At 33.9% G+C, this 16,375-nt stretch carries 14 protein-coding genes; all 14 read left to right on the top strand.

From position 1 onward, the window contains the following. Positions 1 to 615 precede the first annotated feature (615 nt). Complete coding sequence (locus IF202_RS08565) at positions 616 to 1,554, top strand: Wzz/FepE/Etk N-terminal domain-containing protein (RefSeq protein WP_191594453.1); 939 nt, start codon at positions 616 to 618, stop codon at positions 1,552 to 1,554. A 149-nt stretch (positions 1,555 to 1,703) separates the two neighbouring features. After that, entirely contained in the window at positions 1,704 to 2,051 is a 348-nt protein-coding gene (locus IF202_RS08570) for a MarR family EPS-associated transcriptional regulator (RefSeq protein ID WP_191594454.1), read from the top strand. Next, complete coding sequence (locus tag IF202_RS08575; RefSeq protein WP_191594455.1) at positions 2,044 to 3,222, top strand: nucleotide sugar dehydrogenase; 1,179 nt, start codon at positions 2,044 to 2,046, stop codon at positions 3,220 to 3,222. The genes IF202_RS08570 and IF202_RS08575 overlap by 8 nt, the downstream gene beginning before the upstream one ends. A gap of 34 nt (positions 3,223 to 3,256) precedes the next feature. Beyond that, a complete protein-coding gene (locus tag IF202_RS08580) occupies positions 3,257 to 4,654 on the top strand; it encodes a mannose-1-phosphate guanylyltransferase/mannose-6-phosphate isomerase (protein ID WP_235963372.1) in 1,398 nt (465 codons plus the stop codon). A gap of 3 nt (positions 4,655 to 4,657) precedes the next feature. After that, on the top strand, positions 4,658 to 6,130 hold the full coding sequence (locus tag IF202_RS08585; RefSeq protein WP_235963374.1) for a phosphomannomutase: 1,473 nt from the start codon (positions 4,658 to 4,660) through the stop codon (positions 6,128 to 6,130). Positions 6,131 to 6,212: 82 nt separating this feature from the next. Continuing rightward, positions 6,213 to 6,737 carry an HAD hydrolase family protein gene (locus IF202_RS08590; RefSeq protein ID WP_191594457.1) on the top strand — a complete coding sequence of 175 codons (525 nt, stop codon included), beginning with the start codon at positions 6,213 to 6,215 and terminating at the stop codon, positions 6,735 to 6,737. Further along, positions 6,734 to 7,879 (top strand): hypothetical protein, encoded by a 1,146-nt coding sequence (locus tag IF202_RS08595; RefSeq protein ID WP_191594458.1) that lies wholly within the window; start codon positions 6,734 to 6,736, stop codon positions 7,877 to 7,879. The genes IF202_RS08590 and IF202_RS08595 overlap by 4 nt, the downstream gene beginning before the upstream one ends. 9 nt (positions 7,880 to 7,888) lie before the next feature. After that, positions 7,889 to 8,236 carry a cupin domain-containing protein gene (locus IF202_RS08600; protein ID WP_191594459.1) on the top strand — a complete coding sequence of 116 codons (348 nt, stop codon included), beginning with the start codon at positions 7,889 to 7,891 and terminating at the stop codon, positions 8,234 to 8,236. A 71-nt stretch (positions 8,237 to 8,307) separates the two neighbouring features. Further along, a complete protein-coding gene (locus IF202_RS17685) occupies positions 8,308 to 9,879 on the top strand; it encodes a phosphotransferase (protein WP_191594460.1) in 1,572 nt (523 codons plus the stop codon). Positions 9,880 to 9,961: 82 nt separating this feature from the next. Next, positions 9,962 to 11,626, top strand: coding sequence for an ABC transporter ATP-binding protein (locus IF202_RS17690; RefSeq protein ID WP_191594461.1), 1,665 nt, complete (start codon positions 9,962 to 9,964; stop codon positions 11,624 to 11,626). 254 nt (positions 11,627 to 11,880) lie between these two features. Continuing rightward, on the top strand, positions 11,881 to 12,693 hold the full coding sequence (locus IF202_RS08615) for a class I SAM-dependent methyltransferase (protein ID WP_191594462.1): 813 nt from the start codon (positions 11,881 to 11,883) through the stop codon (positions 12,691 to 12,693). A 239-nt stretch (positions 12,694 to 12,932) separates the two neighbouring features. Beyond that, a complete protein-coding gene (locus IF202_RS08620) occupies positions 12,933 to 13,721 on the top strand; it encodes a hypothetical protein (RefSeq protein ID WP_191594463.1) in 789 nt (262 codons plus the stop codon). 416 nt (positions 13,722 to 14,137) lie between these two features. Continuing rightward, positions 14,138 to 14,980 carry a phytanoyl-CoA dioxygenase family protein gene (locus IF202_RS08625; protein ID WP_191594464.1) on the top strand — a complete coding sequence of 281 codons (843 nt, stop codon included), beginning with the start codon at positions 14,138 to 14,140 and terminating at the stop codon, positions 14,978 to 14,980. A 409-nt stretch (positions 14,981 to 15,389) separates the two neighbouring features. Then, the coding region (locus tag IF202_RS17465; RefSeq protein ID WP_235963376.1) for an N-acetylneuraminate synthase family protein at positions 15,390 to 16,375 on the top strand (986 nt) is incomplete at its 3' end.

The following is a 16,375-nucleotide window of genomic DNA, read 5'->3' on the forward strand; positions in this document are numbered from 1 at the left end:
TATTACAATGCGAATAAATCCAAAGTCAATTATAAATATCGTATTAATGATGGCGAAGCAGCACTGTAAATGAAAATATCATCATTCGACCTCAGTTCATCTTGGCATTATGGCAAGGTGAACTTACTTCTAAATTAATAGACTTTGTCATAAATGAGTTGTGGTACTAGCCTGGTAGTATGATGTGTTCTAATCTGCATCCTTGTGTAGTATCTGGCTACACTGCCTCAATCCTTCAGATATATCCTTATTCAATCAAATTAACACTAATAATATTCTCGCTTTGGTTTTCGTAAAAGGCTAAAGCCTAGGGGTGGTGGTTTTAACGTTTTTTATATGTTTGAAAAAGCACTTTGTGGTTTACTCGCAGAAGACTATCTTGGTGTATTATAATCAATTAAGAGCTTCTCAACACAGGCATTGTTAGGCGACTGATTTCAGTGATGTTTTTTGTAAACAGCCAGGCAATAGAAGAATTAAGATGTATATATGATCTTTGTTCTAATGAAATGGATAATTGGCATAAATTTTATTAAATGAATACAAATAAGGAAAGAAAAAAGGGCTGAAAGGACTCGCTTGAGCGTGATCTCTTTGACTCATTTTGACTGTTATATGATGACTAAAAATAATACGCCGCAAATGGCAAGTAAACGATACGACGGCGAAATTGATCTTTTAGGATTGTTGCAAGTGCTTTGGAAAGGGAAATGGGTGATTGTAATAACTACATTACTTTTTACAATTAGCGGTTTGTTGTATGTTTTGTTAAAGCCAGCCCCTATGCCAGTATATAAATCTGAAGCTACAGTTATTATGACTGGCGCAAGATCCTTGGTTTATTCAGGGGCTTTGGCTGATATAAGTAGGCCTGCAAAAAGTTATGATCAAAAAGAGCTTCCATTAGCAATTTTACAATCTAGGCCTTTCATAGATAATTTTATCCAGAGCTATGATTTAGCTGTTCCTTTAATGGCTGGGAAAAAATGGAATGAATCTGAACAGCACTTGGAAATAGATCCTGCTTTATATGATGTTAAATCTAAGCAATGGCTTAGCAATGGCCAATTCTCTTCGGTTCCTTCTAGCAATATTTTGTATGGCAAATTTAAAGACCAATTGACTGTCGTAGGAAAAAGAGGCAGTGACATTGTTACCTTATCAATAGTTAATGTGTCCCCTATTATGGCGAAACAATGGCTTGATAGGTTAATAATAATGTTGAATTTAGAGATTAAGCAAAAAGCAGTTTCTAATATTCAGGCAAACATAGCTTACCTCCAAGGGAAAATAGCCAAAACACCTGATGTTAGAATGAAAGAGGTCTATTACAGCTTAATGGGTGAGCAGGCAGATAATCTTATGTTTGCAGAGGTTCAAAACGAATTTTCTTTAAGTGTAATTTCCCCACCATTTAGGCCTGATATGGCAGAGCCAGTAAATCAGAAACGAACACTTATTATAATGCTTTCAATGTTTTTAGGTATGATTTTGGGCGTTTTTATTGTGACACTATCGTTCTTTTTCACTAAAAAGAACGATAGTGTCTTTTAGTAAAATTTATAGATGAAGTTATTGGAAGTAACTTACTGTATGTGATGCTATTTGCGTAATTCATATTTCTGTTTTAAGATTGTTCAGTCATTGAACGTAGATTTGGTTTAGTTAAGGATATATCAGTTTGTGGATATTAGGATGGGCAAATGTTAACAGACGAGTATCGTTACAGAATTTTAAAAGTGCTTGAGCAAGATCCAGATGTCAGTCAGCGTGAATTAGCAAAACGCCTAGATATTAGTTTGGGTAAAGCTAATTTCTGTTTGAAAGCACTTATAGAAAAAGGTTTAGTGAAAGCTGGCAACTTTAAAAAAAATCCTAATAAAGCCCGTTATTTATATCTTTTGACTCCAAAGGGAATAGAAGAAAAGGCTTCATTAACTCATCGTTTTCTTTTGAAAAAAATAAAGGAACATGAGGTTCTGACAGAAGAAATTGAACTTCTACGCCAAGAAGCATTTATCAATACGCAAGAGATAAATGACCATGAATAAACGCTATAAAATTGCTATCGCAGGGACTGGGTATGTTGGCCTATCTAATGCAATGTTACTGGCGCAACATAATGAAGTTATTGCGATAGATATAATCCCTGAAAAAATCCAGATGTTGAACAACAAAATATCGACTATTCAAGACGAAGAAATTAAAAACTATTTGATTAATAAATCACTCGATTTTACTGCGACGTTAGATAAAAGTTTCGCCTACAAAAATACAGATTTTGTGATTATTGCAACACCTACAGATTACGACCCAGATACCAATAATTTTAATACAGCATCTGTTGAAAGTGTTATAAAAGATGTTCTTGAGATTAATCCAAACGCGGCTATGGTAATTAAATCAACGGTTCCTGTTGGTTATACAAAAAGCGTAAACGAAAAGTTTCAAACCTCAAATATCTTATTCTCTCCAGAGTTTTTACGTGAAGGTAAAGCTCTTCATGATAACTTATATCCATCTCGTATAATTGTAGGGGAAGATTCGAGCCGTGCTCGTATTTTTGCTGGCTTATTGCGTCAAGGTGCAATAAAACAAGATATTCAAGTTTTATTTACTGATTCGACAGAAGCTGAGGCCGTTAAACTCTTTTCAAATACTTATTTGGCGATGCGTGTTGCTTACTTTAATGAATTAGACTCCTATTGTGAGTCTCATGGGCTTAGCTCGAGGCAAGTTATTGAAGGTGTTGGATTAGATCCTCGAATTGGTAATCATTATAACAATCCAAGCTTTGGCTATGGTGGTTACTGTCTTCCAAAAGATACCAAGCAGTTGCTAGCAAATTATCAAGATGTACCAAATAACTTAATTAGAGCGATTGTAGATTCCAACGCAACACGTAAAGACTTTATTGCAGACTCTGTTATTAAGCGTAACCCTACTGTTGTTGGTATTTATCGTTTAATGATGAAAGCCGGTAGTGATAATTTTAGGTCCTCAGCCATTCAGGGGATAATGAAGAGGATAAAATCGAAGGGAATTGAGGTTGTGATTTATGAGCCTGAATTGAATGAAAATGAATTTTTCCATTCGCGTGTCTATCATAACCTAGAGGCGTTTAAACAGGTTTCTGACGTAATTATAGCGAATCGTATAACAGGTGATTTGGATGATGTGGCGACTAAGGTCTATACGCGTGATTTGTTTGGTAAAGATTAATATTTGACTTTATTTTGAAATGAAAGGATCTGTTTTGAAAATTATTCCCGTTATATTGTCTGGTGGTGTAGGCAGTCGTCTATGGCCATTATCTCGTGAGCACTTCCCTAAACAGTGTCTTCCATTGACAGATGCTCAATACAGTTTATTGCAACAAACAGCGAACAGAACTAGTGCTTTAGATGTAAGCGCTCCCATTATTGTTTGTAATGAAGACCATCGTTTTTTAATTGCTCAACAGCTGCAAGAGATTGGTTTAAAGAACGCCAGTATTGTGCTTGAACCAAACGGCCGTAACACAGCGCCAGCGATCGCTCTGGCGGCACTAGAAGCTCAATGTAAACAGCAAGATGACGTGTTGTTATTGGTTCTGCCTGCTGATCACGTAATTCGTGATATTAACGCGTTTGAATTAGCTATTGAAAAAGCTGTTGAGCTTGCTAAAGGTAATGCTTTAGTTACTTTTGGCATCGAACCAACTCGTCCTGAAACTGGTTATGGTTATATTCGTGGTGGTGAAGATTTTTCTGTTATTGAGTTTGTTGAGAAGCCAGATGTGAACACCGCGCAAACTTATTTAGAATCTGGTGATTATTTGTGGAATAGTGGCATGTTCCTATTTAATGCAAAAACCTATCTTAAAGAACTTGCTACGCATCGTGCTGATATTTCTAACGCTGTCAGCCTTGCTTATGAGCAGCGTACACAGGATATGGATTTTATTCGTGTTGATGCCGAGTCGTTTTCTAACTGCCCATCTGAGTCAATCGATTACGCTGTCATGGAGTCAACACTGAACGCAAAGGTTGTACCTTATGCTGGTGATTGGAGTGATATTGGTGCCTGGGATGCGTTATATGATTATGCCGATAAAGACGAGGATAATAATGTCTTGCTAGGTGATGTTATGTCAGAAGGTTCTTCAAACTGTTTCATCCGTTCTGAAACTCGTTTGGTTGCTGCTGTTGGAGTGAGTAATCTTGTGATAGTTGAAACGGCAGATGCCATTCTCGTTATGGATAAAGAAAATGCGCAAAACGTGAAAAAAATCGTAAAGCGTATTCAAGCAGAAGGTCGTGAAGAGCATATGTATCATACTACTGTTCATCGGCCTTGGGGAACCTATCAAACTGTTGACTTAGGTGATCGTCATCAGGTGAAGCGTATCATGGTCAAACCAGGTGAAAAGCTCAGTGTGCAAATGCATCATCACCGCGCAGAGCATTGGGTGGTGGTTTCAGGTACTGCAAAAGTGCAAAATGGTGATCGAGAAATATTGTTAACCGAGAACGAATCTACTTATATCCCTGTAGGTGTAGTTCACGCTTTAGAAAATCCAGGGAAAATTCAATTAGAGCTAGTAGAAGTACAATCTGGTAGCTACCTAGGCGAAGACGATATCGTTCGTTTTAGTGATCGATATGGGCGCTAACTCATGATAAAAACACCCTGCGTTGAAATGGTAAGCGTTAAAGCATTGAGCGATGAGTTTGGTGTTGCTTTCGGCACCAGCGGTGTTCGTGGTTTGGTGGTGGATTTAACGCCAGAGCTTTGTTTTGCGTTTGTGACGTCGTTTCTGCAAGAAGTTTGCCCGAATACAACCCACGTTGCCGTTGGTATTGATTTACGTCCAAGTAGCCCAGAGATAGCAAAATCGGTTCTATTTGCCATTGAGTCTCATGGGGCTAAAGCGACTTATTGTGGAGCGCTACCGACACCTGCATTGGCATTTTATGGTATGCAAAATAGTATACCAACAGTTATGATTACTGGGAGCCATATCCCTTTTGATCGTAATGGTATTAAATTTTATCGACCTGATGGCGAAATAAGTAAAGCGAATGAAGTTGCTATTATGAATGGCGAGGTCTCTATTCCTTATAATTTTTTGGACAAGCTCGTTCAACTTCCCTCTGTAAGTTTTTCAGCGATTGAATTATTTAAAAAGCGTTATACCTCCCTTTTTCCTGAGAGTATGTTACAAGGAAAGCGCATTGGTGTGTATGAACATTCGAGTGTAGCACGTGATGTAATCAAAGAGTTATTAGCTCATTTCGGGGCAGATGTCGTCTCGTTAGAGCGGACTGAAACGTTTGTGCCAATAGATACAGAAGCGGTGTCGGAAGAAGATATACAAAAGGGATTAGATTGGGTTGCTGCATATAAACTAGATGCGATTATCTCTACTGATGGGGATGGTGATCGCCCTTTAGTGGCAGATGAAAAGGGAGAGTGGTTACGTGGAGATGTTTTGGGTGTTGTGTGTGCAGATTATTTAGAAGCGACGCATGTGGCAGCGCCAGTTAATGTGAACACTATTCTTGAATTACAAGATAAAGAGTGCAAGACACTTCGAACAAAAATTGGCTCGCCGTATGTCATTGCAGGTATGGATAAATTATTGTCAGAAACGCCTGATGCAAAAATTGTTGGTTATGAAGCAAATGGTGGATTTTTAGTTGGTTCGGGTTTTGAAATAAACAGCCAAACCTTACATGCATTACCAACGCGAGATTCTATTTTACCGGCGCTTATTGTATTGGCCATGTCACATCAAAAAAAGCGTCCAATTAGTCAATTCACAACCGAATATTTAAAAAGATATACGGCCAGTGGCCGTATTCAAAATATTCCAACCGAAATAAGCCGACAGATTATTATTGAGTTAAGAGACAATAAAGTTAAGCAAACTGAGTTATTAGTTGTAATTGCAAGAGAAGGCGAAGCGCTGGAGGTTGTATCTATAGATGAAACTGATGGTCTTCGTATGACATTAAATAGTGGTGATATCGTTCATCTAAGATTTTCAGGAAATGCACCGGAATTAAGGTGTTATGTAGAAGCAAAAAGAAAATTATTAGCTTCTGAAATGGTTGATGTTGTTCTATCTCATATAGGGAGCTTTTAGTTTTTTATAGAACATAAACCACATGATATTTTTGATTAATTTTATGTTTTTTTGAGGATGATTATAAAAAGGTAATGAAATTATGGTAAAACCGAGAGTCTTTATATTGGATGTTGATGGTGTTATGACAGATGGTCAGTTTCATTACTCTTTAGATGGAAAAGTTATGAAAGTGTTTGGGGCTGATGATAGTGATGCCTTATCTCTTCTTAGTCCTCATTTGGATATTCATTTTGTTACTGGTGACCATAGAGGGTTTGATATATCAAAAAAAAGAATTGTTGATGATATGAGGCAAAGCTTAGATCTAGTTAGTACTATTAAGAGGATAGACTGGATAAAGGAGCGTTGGAACCCTGAAGAAGTGATTTATATGGGGGATGGGATTTTTGATCATTATGTATTTAAAGAGGTTCTCTATAGTATTGCCCCAAAAAATGGAGATGAATACGTGAAAAAAGTTGCTGATTATGTCACTAAGAGAAAAGGAGGGGATAGGGCTGTTGCAGAAGCAAGCTTACATATTCTCGAGAAATTTTTCAGGCCATATAATCCAAATGAATTGCCTGACAACCAAATTAAGCTAAGTGGAGAGTGGACTGTATGATAAGGGAATTTGTAAAACAAAAAAAATCAACATTATTATGTAGTGGGCCAATGAGTAAAAACTGTATAGATGCCACTATAGAGTTATCTAAACAGTATGATATCCCTCAAGTTTTGATTGCTAGTAGAAGGCAGATTGACTCATCAGATTTTGGCGGTGGCTATGTAGAAAACTTCACAACAGAAGAGTTCTCATCTTATGTGAGGAGTTGGGGGGCTGATAAGGTTTTTTTAGCCAGAGACCATGGTGGACCATATCAAAGTATTGTTGAAAGCAGCAATAATCTAAATGTATCAGATTCAATGGCATCAGCTAAAAAATCTTTTGAAAGTGATATTCTTGCTGACTTTGATTTTTTACATTTAGATCCAAGTATTCCAGTGCAAGACGAAAATTTGACTGTGGATAAAATTCTTAGCAGATTATTTGAGTTATATGGGCATACATATGAATTTTCTAAAAGAAATGGGAAAGAAATACAGTTCGAATTAGGGACAGAAGAGCAAAACGGGTATGGTCAAGATCTTGAGCAGTTTGAATACTTTCTTAATGAAACTCAAAAATTTTGTGAAAAAAACAAAATTATAAAACCAACTTTTGTCGTTGCTCAAACGGGTACAAAAGTAATGGAATATAAAAATGTAGGTATATTCAAGGATGATATTTCTACAAGGAGTAATTTATCACTAGATCATATAAAGAAGACAATTGGTATATGTAATAAATATGGTGTGATGCTCAAAGAGCATAATACTGATTATCTAAGTAATGAAGCTTTGTCTTTAAGGCCAGTTATTGGTATTCATGCTTCAAATGTGGCTCCTGAGTTTGGTGTTGTTGAAACGAAAGGGTTGTTATATGTTTTGAATGCATTTGGTTATAAAAAGGAATTTGACTTGTTTGTAGAGATTGCAATCGCTTCGAATAAATGGAAAAAATGGATGTTAGAAAATAGTAGTGCTTCAGATATAGATAAAGCAATTATCTGTGGTCATTATATATTCTCAAATTCTAAAATAAAAACCATGAGAGAAAATGTATCTATTGATTTGTTGAGTAAAAATATCAATTTAGAAAATTATTTAAAAACTTTGATTAAGCAATCTATGATGAGATATATTCAGTCATTTAGAATGATATAGAGGTGTTCAATGGACGTTGTTGTAATAGAAAAGCCTTGGGGCAAAGAAGAACTTTTAGAAAAAAATCAAAACTATATGTTTAAAAGATTAACTATGCATAAAGGTCATGCTTGTAGTTTACAGTACCATGAAGTAAAAACAGAAACTGTATATCTTTTGACAGGGTGTTTAAAGGTTTATATTGGTGATAAGGAAGAAGAATTAGAGGAAGTTATAATGAAGCCTAATGATTCAATGACACTGTATCCTTTTAAGATACATAGAATGGAGGCTCTTGAAGATAGTGTTTATCTTGAAGCGTCAACTCCAGAACTTGAAGATGTAGTACGATTACAGGATAGGTACAAAAGAGTATAGGGTATATTTAACTACGGTTTTATATCTATATATATCATTTTTAATATAATGTTGATGTTTTCGGGGGTTAGGTGAAATATAGAGTTGTAATTCCAACGGCGGGCTTAGGGAGTAGGTTGAAAGGACTGTCAAAAAATATAAACAAAGCATTAATATCGATAGCTCATAAACCTGCAATATCATATTTAATAGAAAAATTTCCAGAAAATGTAGAGTTTGTTATACCTTTAGGATACAAGGCCGATACAGTTAGAAGTTATTTAACACTAGCTTATCCTAATAGGAAGTTTATTTTCGTGGATGTTGATATATATGAGGGGGACGGATCTGGTCTGGGTTATACCCTCCTTAAATGTGAAGCCTATTTACAGCTGCCGTTCATTTTTATATCGAATGATACTCTAGTCCTTGAAGATATTAAGCCACCAGAGCATAACTGGATGGGATATGCACATACAGATGACAATGCACAATATAGAAGTATACGTATCGATAAAAGAAATGTTGTGGAAATTTGTCCAAAAGGTGCTGAAGGTGATGTTAAGGCTTATATCGGCTTAGCGGGTATTCATGATTATGAATTCTTTTGGCAAGCTATGAGAGCAGGAGTTAATCAAGGCTCTATAGAGATAGGAGAGAGCTTCGGACTTAGAACTTTAATAAATGAAGGTATTGAACCAATAAAATTCACTTGGTTTGATACTGGAAATATTTCTGCATTAAACAAAACACGGGACTACTTTAGTTCCGATTTAGATGTCAATATTCTTGAAAAAGAAGATGAAGCAATATGGTTTTTGAACGATAGGGTTATAAAATTTTCAATAGATGAAAGTTTTATAAAAAATAGAGTGTTAAGGGCAGCTAGTATTAAGAATTATATTCCTGAACTCTATGACTCTACAAAAAATATGTATATGTATAAAAAAGTTGAAGGAGAAACATTTTCAAAAAAACCTTCTGTAGCTACTTTTAAATATTTTCTTGATTGGATGGAGTCTTTTTGGGAACCTGCTAAATTAGATGAAATTGAAGAGGTTAATTTTGAGTCTGTTTGTCATGATTTTTATAAAGAAAAGACTTATAAAAGAGTAAAGCAGTATTTTATAAACTTTGAACAAATCGATAGCGAGGAGATAATAAATGGCAAGAAAATACCTAGAATATCGTATCTCCTTGATAAAGTAGATTGGAGTTACGTTGAAAAATCAGTTCCTGTACGGTTCCATGGTGATTTGCACTTTGAGAATATACTTATTAATGATGATGGTAAAACGCCTTTCACATTACTCGATTGGAGGCAGGATTTCGGCGGTAATATGGATTATGGTGATATTTATTATGATTTTGGGAAGTTAAATCATGGAATGTTAATTTCTCATGAACTTATAAATAAAAATTTTTTTGAAGTTGATCATAAATTAAATACTATTCACTTTGACTTTTTAAGAAAACAAAGTCTTGTTGATTGTGAAGTTTATTTCAAAATGTGGATTGAAGAAAAAGGCTATGATTATAAAAAAGTAAGGCTTATGACCGCGCTTATTTATCTCAATATAGCTTCGCTCCATCATTATCCTTATAGTATGTTACTTTTTTATTTAGGGAAAAGTATGTTATTCGATCTAGTAGATGATGATTGAAAATAAAGTGTAGTTATATGTTATTTTTTTAATGCAATGTATTTATTCTGATAGATACATTGAAAAAATTTAAGGTTTTTTTGTGAGAGAAATAATAAAGTTATTTGATATAATTGGGCATAAAAAAATAACAGTTTTTATTTTTTTTCTTAATTTATTGGTCGCGTTGGTTGAATTTATTGGGCTTTCACTTATTATTCCTTATATTTCAACCGCAATGAGCCAGAAAATACCAGAAAACAAATATGTTACTTATGTGGTCGAGTTCTTAAATATTGAAACGTATCAGGTTTTTATTTCATACTTATCAATAGTTATTGTGAGTTTTTATGTATTTCGACTTATTTTAAATGTGTCTTCGAATTATCTTTCTCTAAGGTTGTTCAATAAAATTCGTCACATTGTAATGTTTAAGCTTTTTAATCATTATACTTATTTGGATTATTCTGATTTTGTATTTAGAAACTCAAGTGATTTTAAAAAAACATTACTTCAAGAATCATTGCATGTCCAGGTTATTATTAAATCAATGATAGATATGGTAGCAGAATTATTTGTGTTGTTATTTCTTGTTAGCCTAATTATATATATAGATTGGAAGTTGGCTCTTGGTCTTGGATTAATTTTTGGATTGATGTTTATTATAGTCACATTTTTAGTCAAAGAGAAAGTAACTATTATTTCTGCTAAAAGAGAAAAATATGGTAGGGGGTTACATCGGTGTGTCGATGAGACCTTGAATGGTTTTAAGTTTATTAAGTTGGTTGGGGCTGAGGGAGTAGGTATAGAAGGATTTGAAAAGAATAGTAATGGCTTATATCAAGTTAATTCATTATTTCAATTAATAAATGAATCCCCAAGATTTATCTTAGAAACTTTAGGTCTTATTAGTATAGTTTTGATTACTTACTATTTAGTTAACTTTACATCAACTAATAATCTTATAGCTACGCTGGGGGTATATGCTGCAGCTTTTTATAGGGCGTTACCTTCTTTAAATAGAATAATAAGTTCTTATAATAATTTTCAATATTTTAAAAATACAATTGATCAAATTAGTGAGTGTTTTTCTATTAAAACAGAAAAACTTTTTGTTAATGAAACTGTAGTTTTTGATGATGAATTGAAATTGATTGATGTCTCATTTAGATATAAAGGGACTGAAGATTTTTTGTTTTCTAAATTAAATGTAGCGATCAATAAAGGCTCTAAAATAGCAATAGTAGGGAAAAGTGGTGCTGGTAAAAGTACTTTCGCAGATATTCTTATGGGGCTTCTTATACCTGAACAGGGTAATTTAATTGTGGACGGTACCATAATTAATGAAAGTAATATGAAGTCATGGAGAAATAAATTTGGTTATATACCACAGGAAATTTATTTGTATGATGCTACTGTTGCTGAGAATATTGCTTTTGGCAGAGAGTATAATCGGGAAAGAATAATCGAAGTTTTGAAACTTTCTAATATATATGATTTCCTTGAAACTGAGAGCGGTTTAGAAACTATGGTTGGTGATGGTGGTGTTAAGCTAAGTGGTGGGCAAAAACAGAGAATAGGTATTGCGCGAGCTATTTATAGTGATCCAGAGATATTGGTATTAGACGAAGCAACTAGTGGTTTAGATTATGGGACTGAAAGCTTGATAATGGATGAAATATATGAAATTTCTAAAAATAAAACTTTAATTGTGATTGCTCATCGACTTTCTACAATAGATAAATGTGAAGAAAAAATCACTCTATAAAAATGGATGATGATAAAAAATCAGTTCTAGTATTTAAAAAACACCTTTAGTTTCTAAAAAATATAAAGTATCACTGGTAGAGAGCAGTATTTTCTATTGGTGTACAGCTAAGCTAATAGTGTTATATTGAGTGAAAAATCAATCGCAGTCAGCCTTTTAATAAATTAGTTGGCTCTAATGACGAGTAAAGTAAATTTACATTCCGATTTTTATTTGCCCTCTGAAAATATAATAATATATATGGAGTTTTTATAATGAAAGCTATCCCTCTGGTAAAAAAAATTTATCATATGTATAAAAAAATAAATCGTTATGGAAAAATTAAAAGCGTTAATCTTCATGTTGAAGGAATTAATTTAGGCAGCGGTGCTAATTGGTGTGAATGGTTTTGGCAAGGAATTGATTCCTTGGATGGAGAGTTTTTAGATGAAACTACAGTACTTCCTTTTAAAGATGGCTCTTTAGATGCCGTATATACTAGTCATTTTATTGAACATGTTACCGATGAAGTCGCTACACATCTTTTTTTTGAAGTGTATAGAGTTTTAAAACCCGGCGGTATTTTCCGTATTGTCGCTCCAAATTTTGAGTTGTTCCATCAAGCTATTTTAGAAAATGATATGTCAATTTTTAACGAAATTGGGTTCAAAGGAAGACCTGAATGGGAAGAGGCTGGCGTTGACTCAAATGTAGAAAATTTAGCGCTGCATTGGTTTGCTAACTATCAAACTGTTCCTTATTTAGAAAGTGAGTTGAATGGTAAGCAAAAAGATTTTTATAGAGGGCCACCGATAATAGCTAGAGAGCAGGTTTTAAATCAAGCCAATTTATTATCTACTGAAGATTTTGGTTCTTGGGTAGTGTCTCATGTGCCAAAAGATAGGTTGTTGTCAGGAGGTCATATCTCAACATGGACTCATCGAAAACTAAATCAATTTCTTGAAAAATCAGGCTTCAGGAAATGTAATCCAAGCACTTTTAACTGCTCTAAAAATAATAGAATGAGCAAGTTTGATACTATGCCAAATAGAGAAAAACAAAGTCTTTACCATGAAGTAGTAAAATAAGTAAAAAGATACAATTAATTAAACACTTATACTTTTCCTGAAAAGTGTAATGACTAAACTAGTTAAAAAAACGTTAATTGAAAGGTTGTAATATTTTTTTCGAGATAAGTAGGAGATGGTTTATTCTGTTTTTCATACCAAGAAAACTCTGCTGTTATTACGGAATTGGGGGCATAATTGACTATTTTAAATAATGGTCTAGTTTTTAATGAAAAATGATCTGTGAGGTAATATCAATAATGAGTGCTACCAAAATTGCTGTATGTTTTTTTGGCCATGTAGGCGGAAAAAGTGGAAGGGATGGTCTCGGAGGGTGGAATGACCCAGAAATTTCTCGAAATAATTATTTTGATTATATATTTAAGGGGAATGATGTTGATGTATTTATGCATTCTTGGTCGACAGACTTTGAAGAGTTATTAACAAAGCTTTATGCACCTAAGGTTAAAATTTTCGAACCACAAATTGATTTTTCAGAAGGAGGTCTTGAAAACTATAACTTAAAACATATAGACTCTTACAAGCCTATTTTAGATACTCAGGAAAAGCCTTATGAGTATCTAAAAATATTGGCTGCTCGCACAAAAAGCCGCTGGTATAGTTCAAAAAAAAGTGTCGAGTTGATGAAAGAATATAGTGAAATGACTGGAATCAAATATGATTGGGTTGTTTTTTTAAGATTTGATTTGCTATTCACAAAACCTATTATTTTCAAAAATCTAGATCCTAGTTTTTTTTATGCCCCACAAAGGCTTAAAGAGCGGGAATATGCTTTTGATGATCTGTGGTTTATTTCAAATTACAATAATGCTCTGATTTTTTCAAGGTTATACGATAATATTTATGATTACTCTGTTCGTCCTCCTTATGCTACAAAGCAACATTTAGACGCTAATAAAATCCCCGTGAAAGAGCTTATGAAAAAAGGAGATGGTTTTTCTTTACTAAGAGATTCTGTTGATAGATTAGATGTGGATAATAATCTGATTAGTAAAATAGTAAGAAAAATAATGTTATATTTCAAGTGATTTTATTCATATCACTATAGGTGTTAATAGTTCTGAAATGGACGATTTTGATTGAATTCTTTTTAACTGTTTAACAGTAGGTAGTATTATATGATAAATAACATCCTTTTAATGCATTCCCCAAATATCTCACCTTAAGTCAATAGTATATCAGAACTTTTCCGGACTGCTTTTGAGCTTAATTCAACTGATGCTTATATGGTATTTGGAAGGTATTGATTGCATTGCTAGATTGCGTATATACGAAATATCCGCGATAAGACTGATGAGGCGTAAGCTGATTAGCGCTCTTTTTGTGAGGACTATTGTTAAGCTCTAAGTTGGGCTAGTTTTTCAATTTATTTCATATTTATTCAATTAATATATTGATATTATTAGGACATTATATAATTTAAATGATTTCAATGGAGGCTAAAATGTTTGATACGTTAATTGTAGATGTAGATGTAGATGTAGATGTAAAGAATATTCTTTTGAAACTTAAAAAATACGGTATAGCGATAGTGCCTTCATACTTAAATAGCGAAGAGCTGGAAGGGTTGCAGCGCGAATTTATTGATATTTCAGGCTCTGATATATCTGGAGGAGGGGTTAAGCATAAACACCCGACCAACGAAGATGGAATGGTTATAAGGGTTAAAAGAGAAAACCTGAAAGATAGCGATTTTCCTGTTACTAAAGGCGTTTTTGGTTCGTCTTTTATGAATGATATACTCACTTCGTATTACTCACCATTTGAATTTAAATTAAACGATGACATATTTTTAACTCATGAAAAACCTTGCGAAGTACCGATTCTTCCATGGCACTTTGATCGAGTTCAATCATTAAAATTTTTTATATATCTAAAAGATGTTACTAAAAACGATGGTGCCTTTGAATACTCCCCAGGTACTCACAATGAAGGACATTATCGAGCGAACTATGCTTTAGCGACGGGAACGTCTCTGGAGAAACTACCTAATGATATACCTGAAAGTGAAATTATTAATCCGGTCACGATTGAAGGTGAGGCTGGAGATCTTATTATCTTCGATTCAGACGGTTTTCATCGTGGCGGTATAGTTGGTCCAGACGGTGAAAGAATGGTTATGCGTGGGCATTCACATCCGATTGGAGGAGCTTTCAGGTATGGTAAGGCCAAGCCCTTTAGTAAAATGTGGTTTGTTGGGTCTTGTTTTAATTTAGCTAAACTTTTTAAAGACGATTATAGTAGAGTTTTAGGTACTGATATAAAAACAAAGGCAAAAACTCGGTGAAACTAAAATTAACTAGACCTGTTTGATGCGTATTTCAGAAAAATGATGTTGCTTTTAATTAAGGAAATAAGGCGTTAAAGTTTCTTTAAACTAGTTTTTTGATTTTGTTATTACATATAATTTTTTTATCATTTATTACAAGGTGAAATGGTTTTTTTAATGCCTGAGTTTTAGGTTGTATATTTTTTATTATGTAGGTTGATTTAAATTTTATTAGTGTTTCAGTTTCTAAAGTGATTTTTCGAAATTATAGTTTTTTATTTTACTGTGTTGACTGTTGATTTAATCATAATGACTGATGATCATTTTAACGTCATGCTATATTTTAAATGACATTATTTTTTTGATAAACAAAAAATTAAAAAGTAGGTGTTAAGTGATATTACACAGGAAAATAGACTCTTATATATTGTCGGTATCTTCAACTATAAAAGATGCTTTAATAAAATTAGAAAAGAGTAAGACTAAAATACTTTTTCTAGTCGATCAGCATAATAAGCTATGTGGATGCTTTGTAGATGGTGATTTGCGTCGAGCAGTTGTCAGGCAGGGAGATATTGATTTAGACTCTCCTATCTTGACTATTAGTAACCGAAACTGCTTGTCTGCATCAATGGATTGTGAAAATTCCTTTGTAGAAAATTTGTTAGGGAAAACTAAGACCGCGATCCCCTTAATTGATAAGAGCGGACATTTAATAGCTGTTGCTTCAGACGGTACTCAGTTTCTTGAAATTAATGGGAGAAGGGTTTCTACTGAAGACCCTTCTTATTTGATTGCTGAGATTGGTAATAATCATCAAGGTTGTATTAAAACAGCTAAGAAATTAGTAGATTTGGCGGTTAGCTCAAATGTTGATTGTGTGAAGTTCCAGATGCGGACCATGTCATCTTTATATGGAAAAAATCGTTCTTCAGGTGAAGATCTAGGGGCTGAATATACACTTGATTTATTAGCCAAATTCCAATTAAAGGATGAAGAGCTTTTCGAAATTTTTGACTACTGTAGAACTAAGGGAGTTACTCCTTTATGTACTCCTTGGGATCTTGAATCACTCATTAAACTAGAAAATTATGGACTAACTGCGTATAAAGTTGCGTCAGCAGATTTTACTAACTACCAATTACTAGAAGCTGTAGCCGCAACTGGTAAACCTATGATTTGCTCTACAGGAATGTCTACAGAAGATGAAATAAATTCAACAATTGATTTCTTACAAAGGAAAAAGGCAGCGTTTATTCTATTACATTGTAACTCAACGTACCCTACACCATTTAAAGATGTAAATTTAAAATATTTACCAACCCTAAAAGCGAAAACAAACGGTTTGGTTGGTTATTCAGGTCATGAGCGAGGATGGGCTGTAACTATAGCTGCAGTAACATTAGGTGCATG

The organism is Marinomonas colpomeniae (genome assembly GCF_014803385.1).
Lineage (GTDB): Bacteria > Pseudomonadota > Gammaproteobacteria > Pseudomonadales > Marinomonadaceae > Marinomonas > Marinomonas colpomeniae.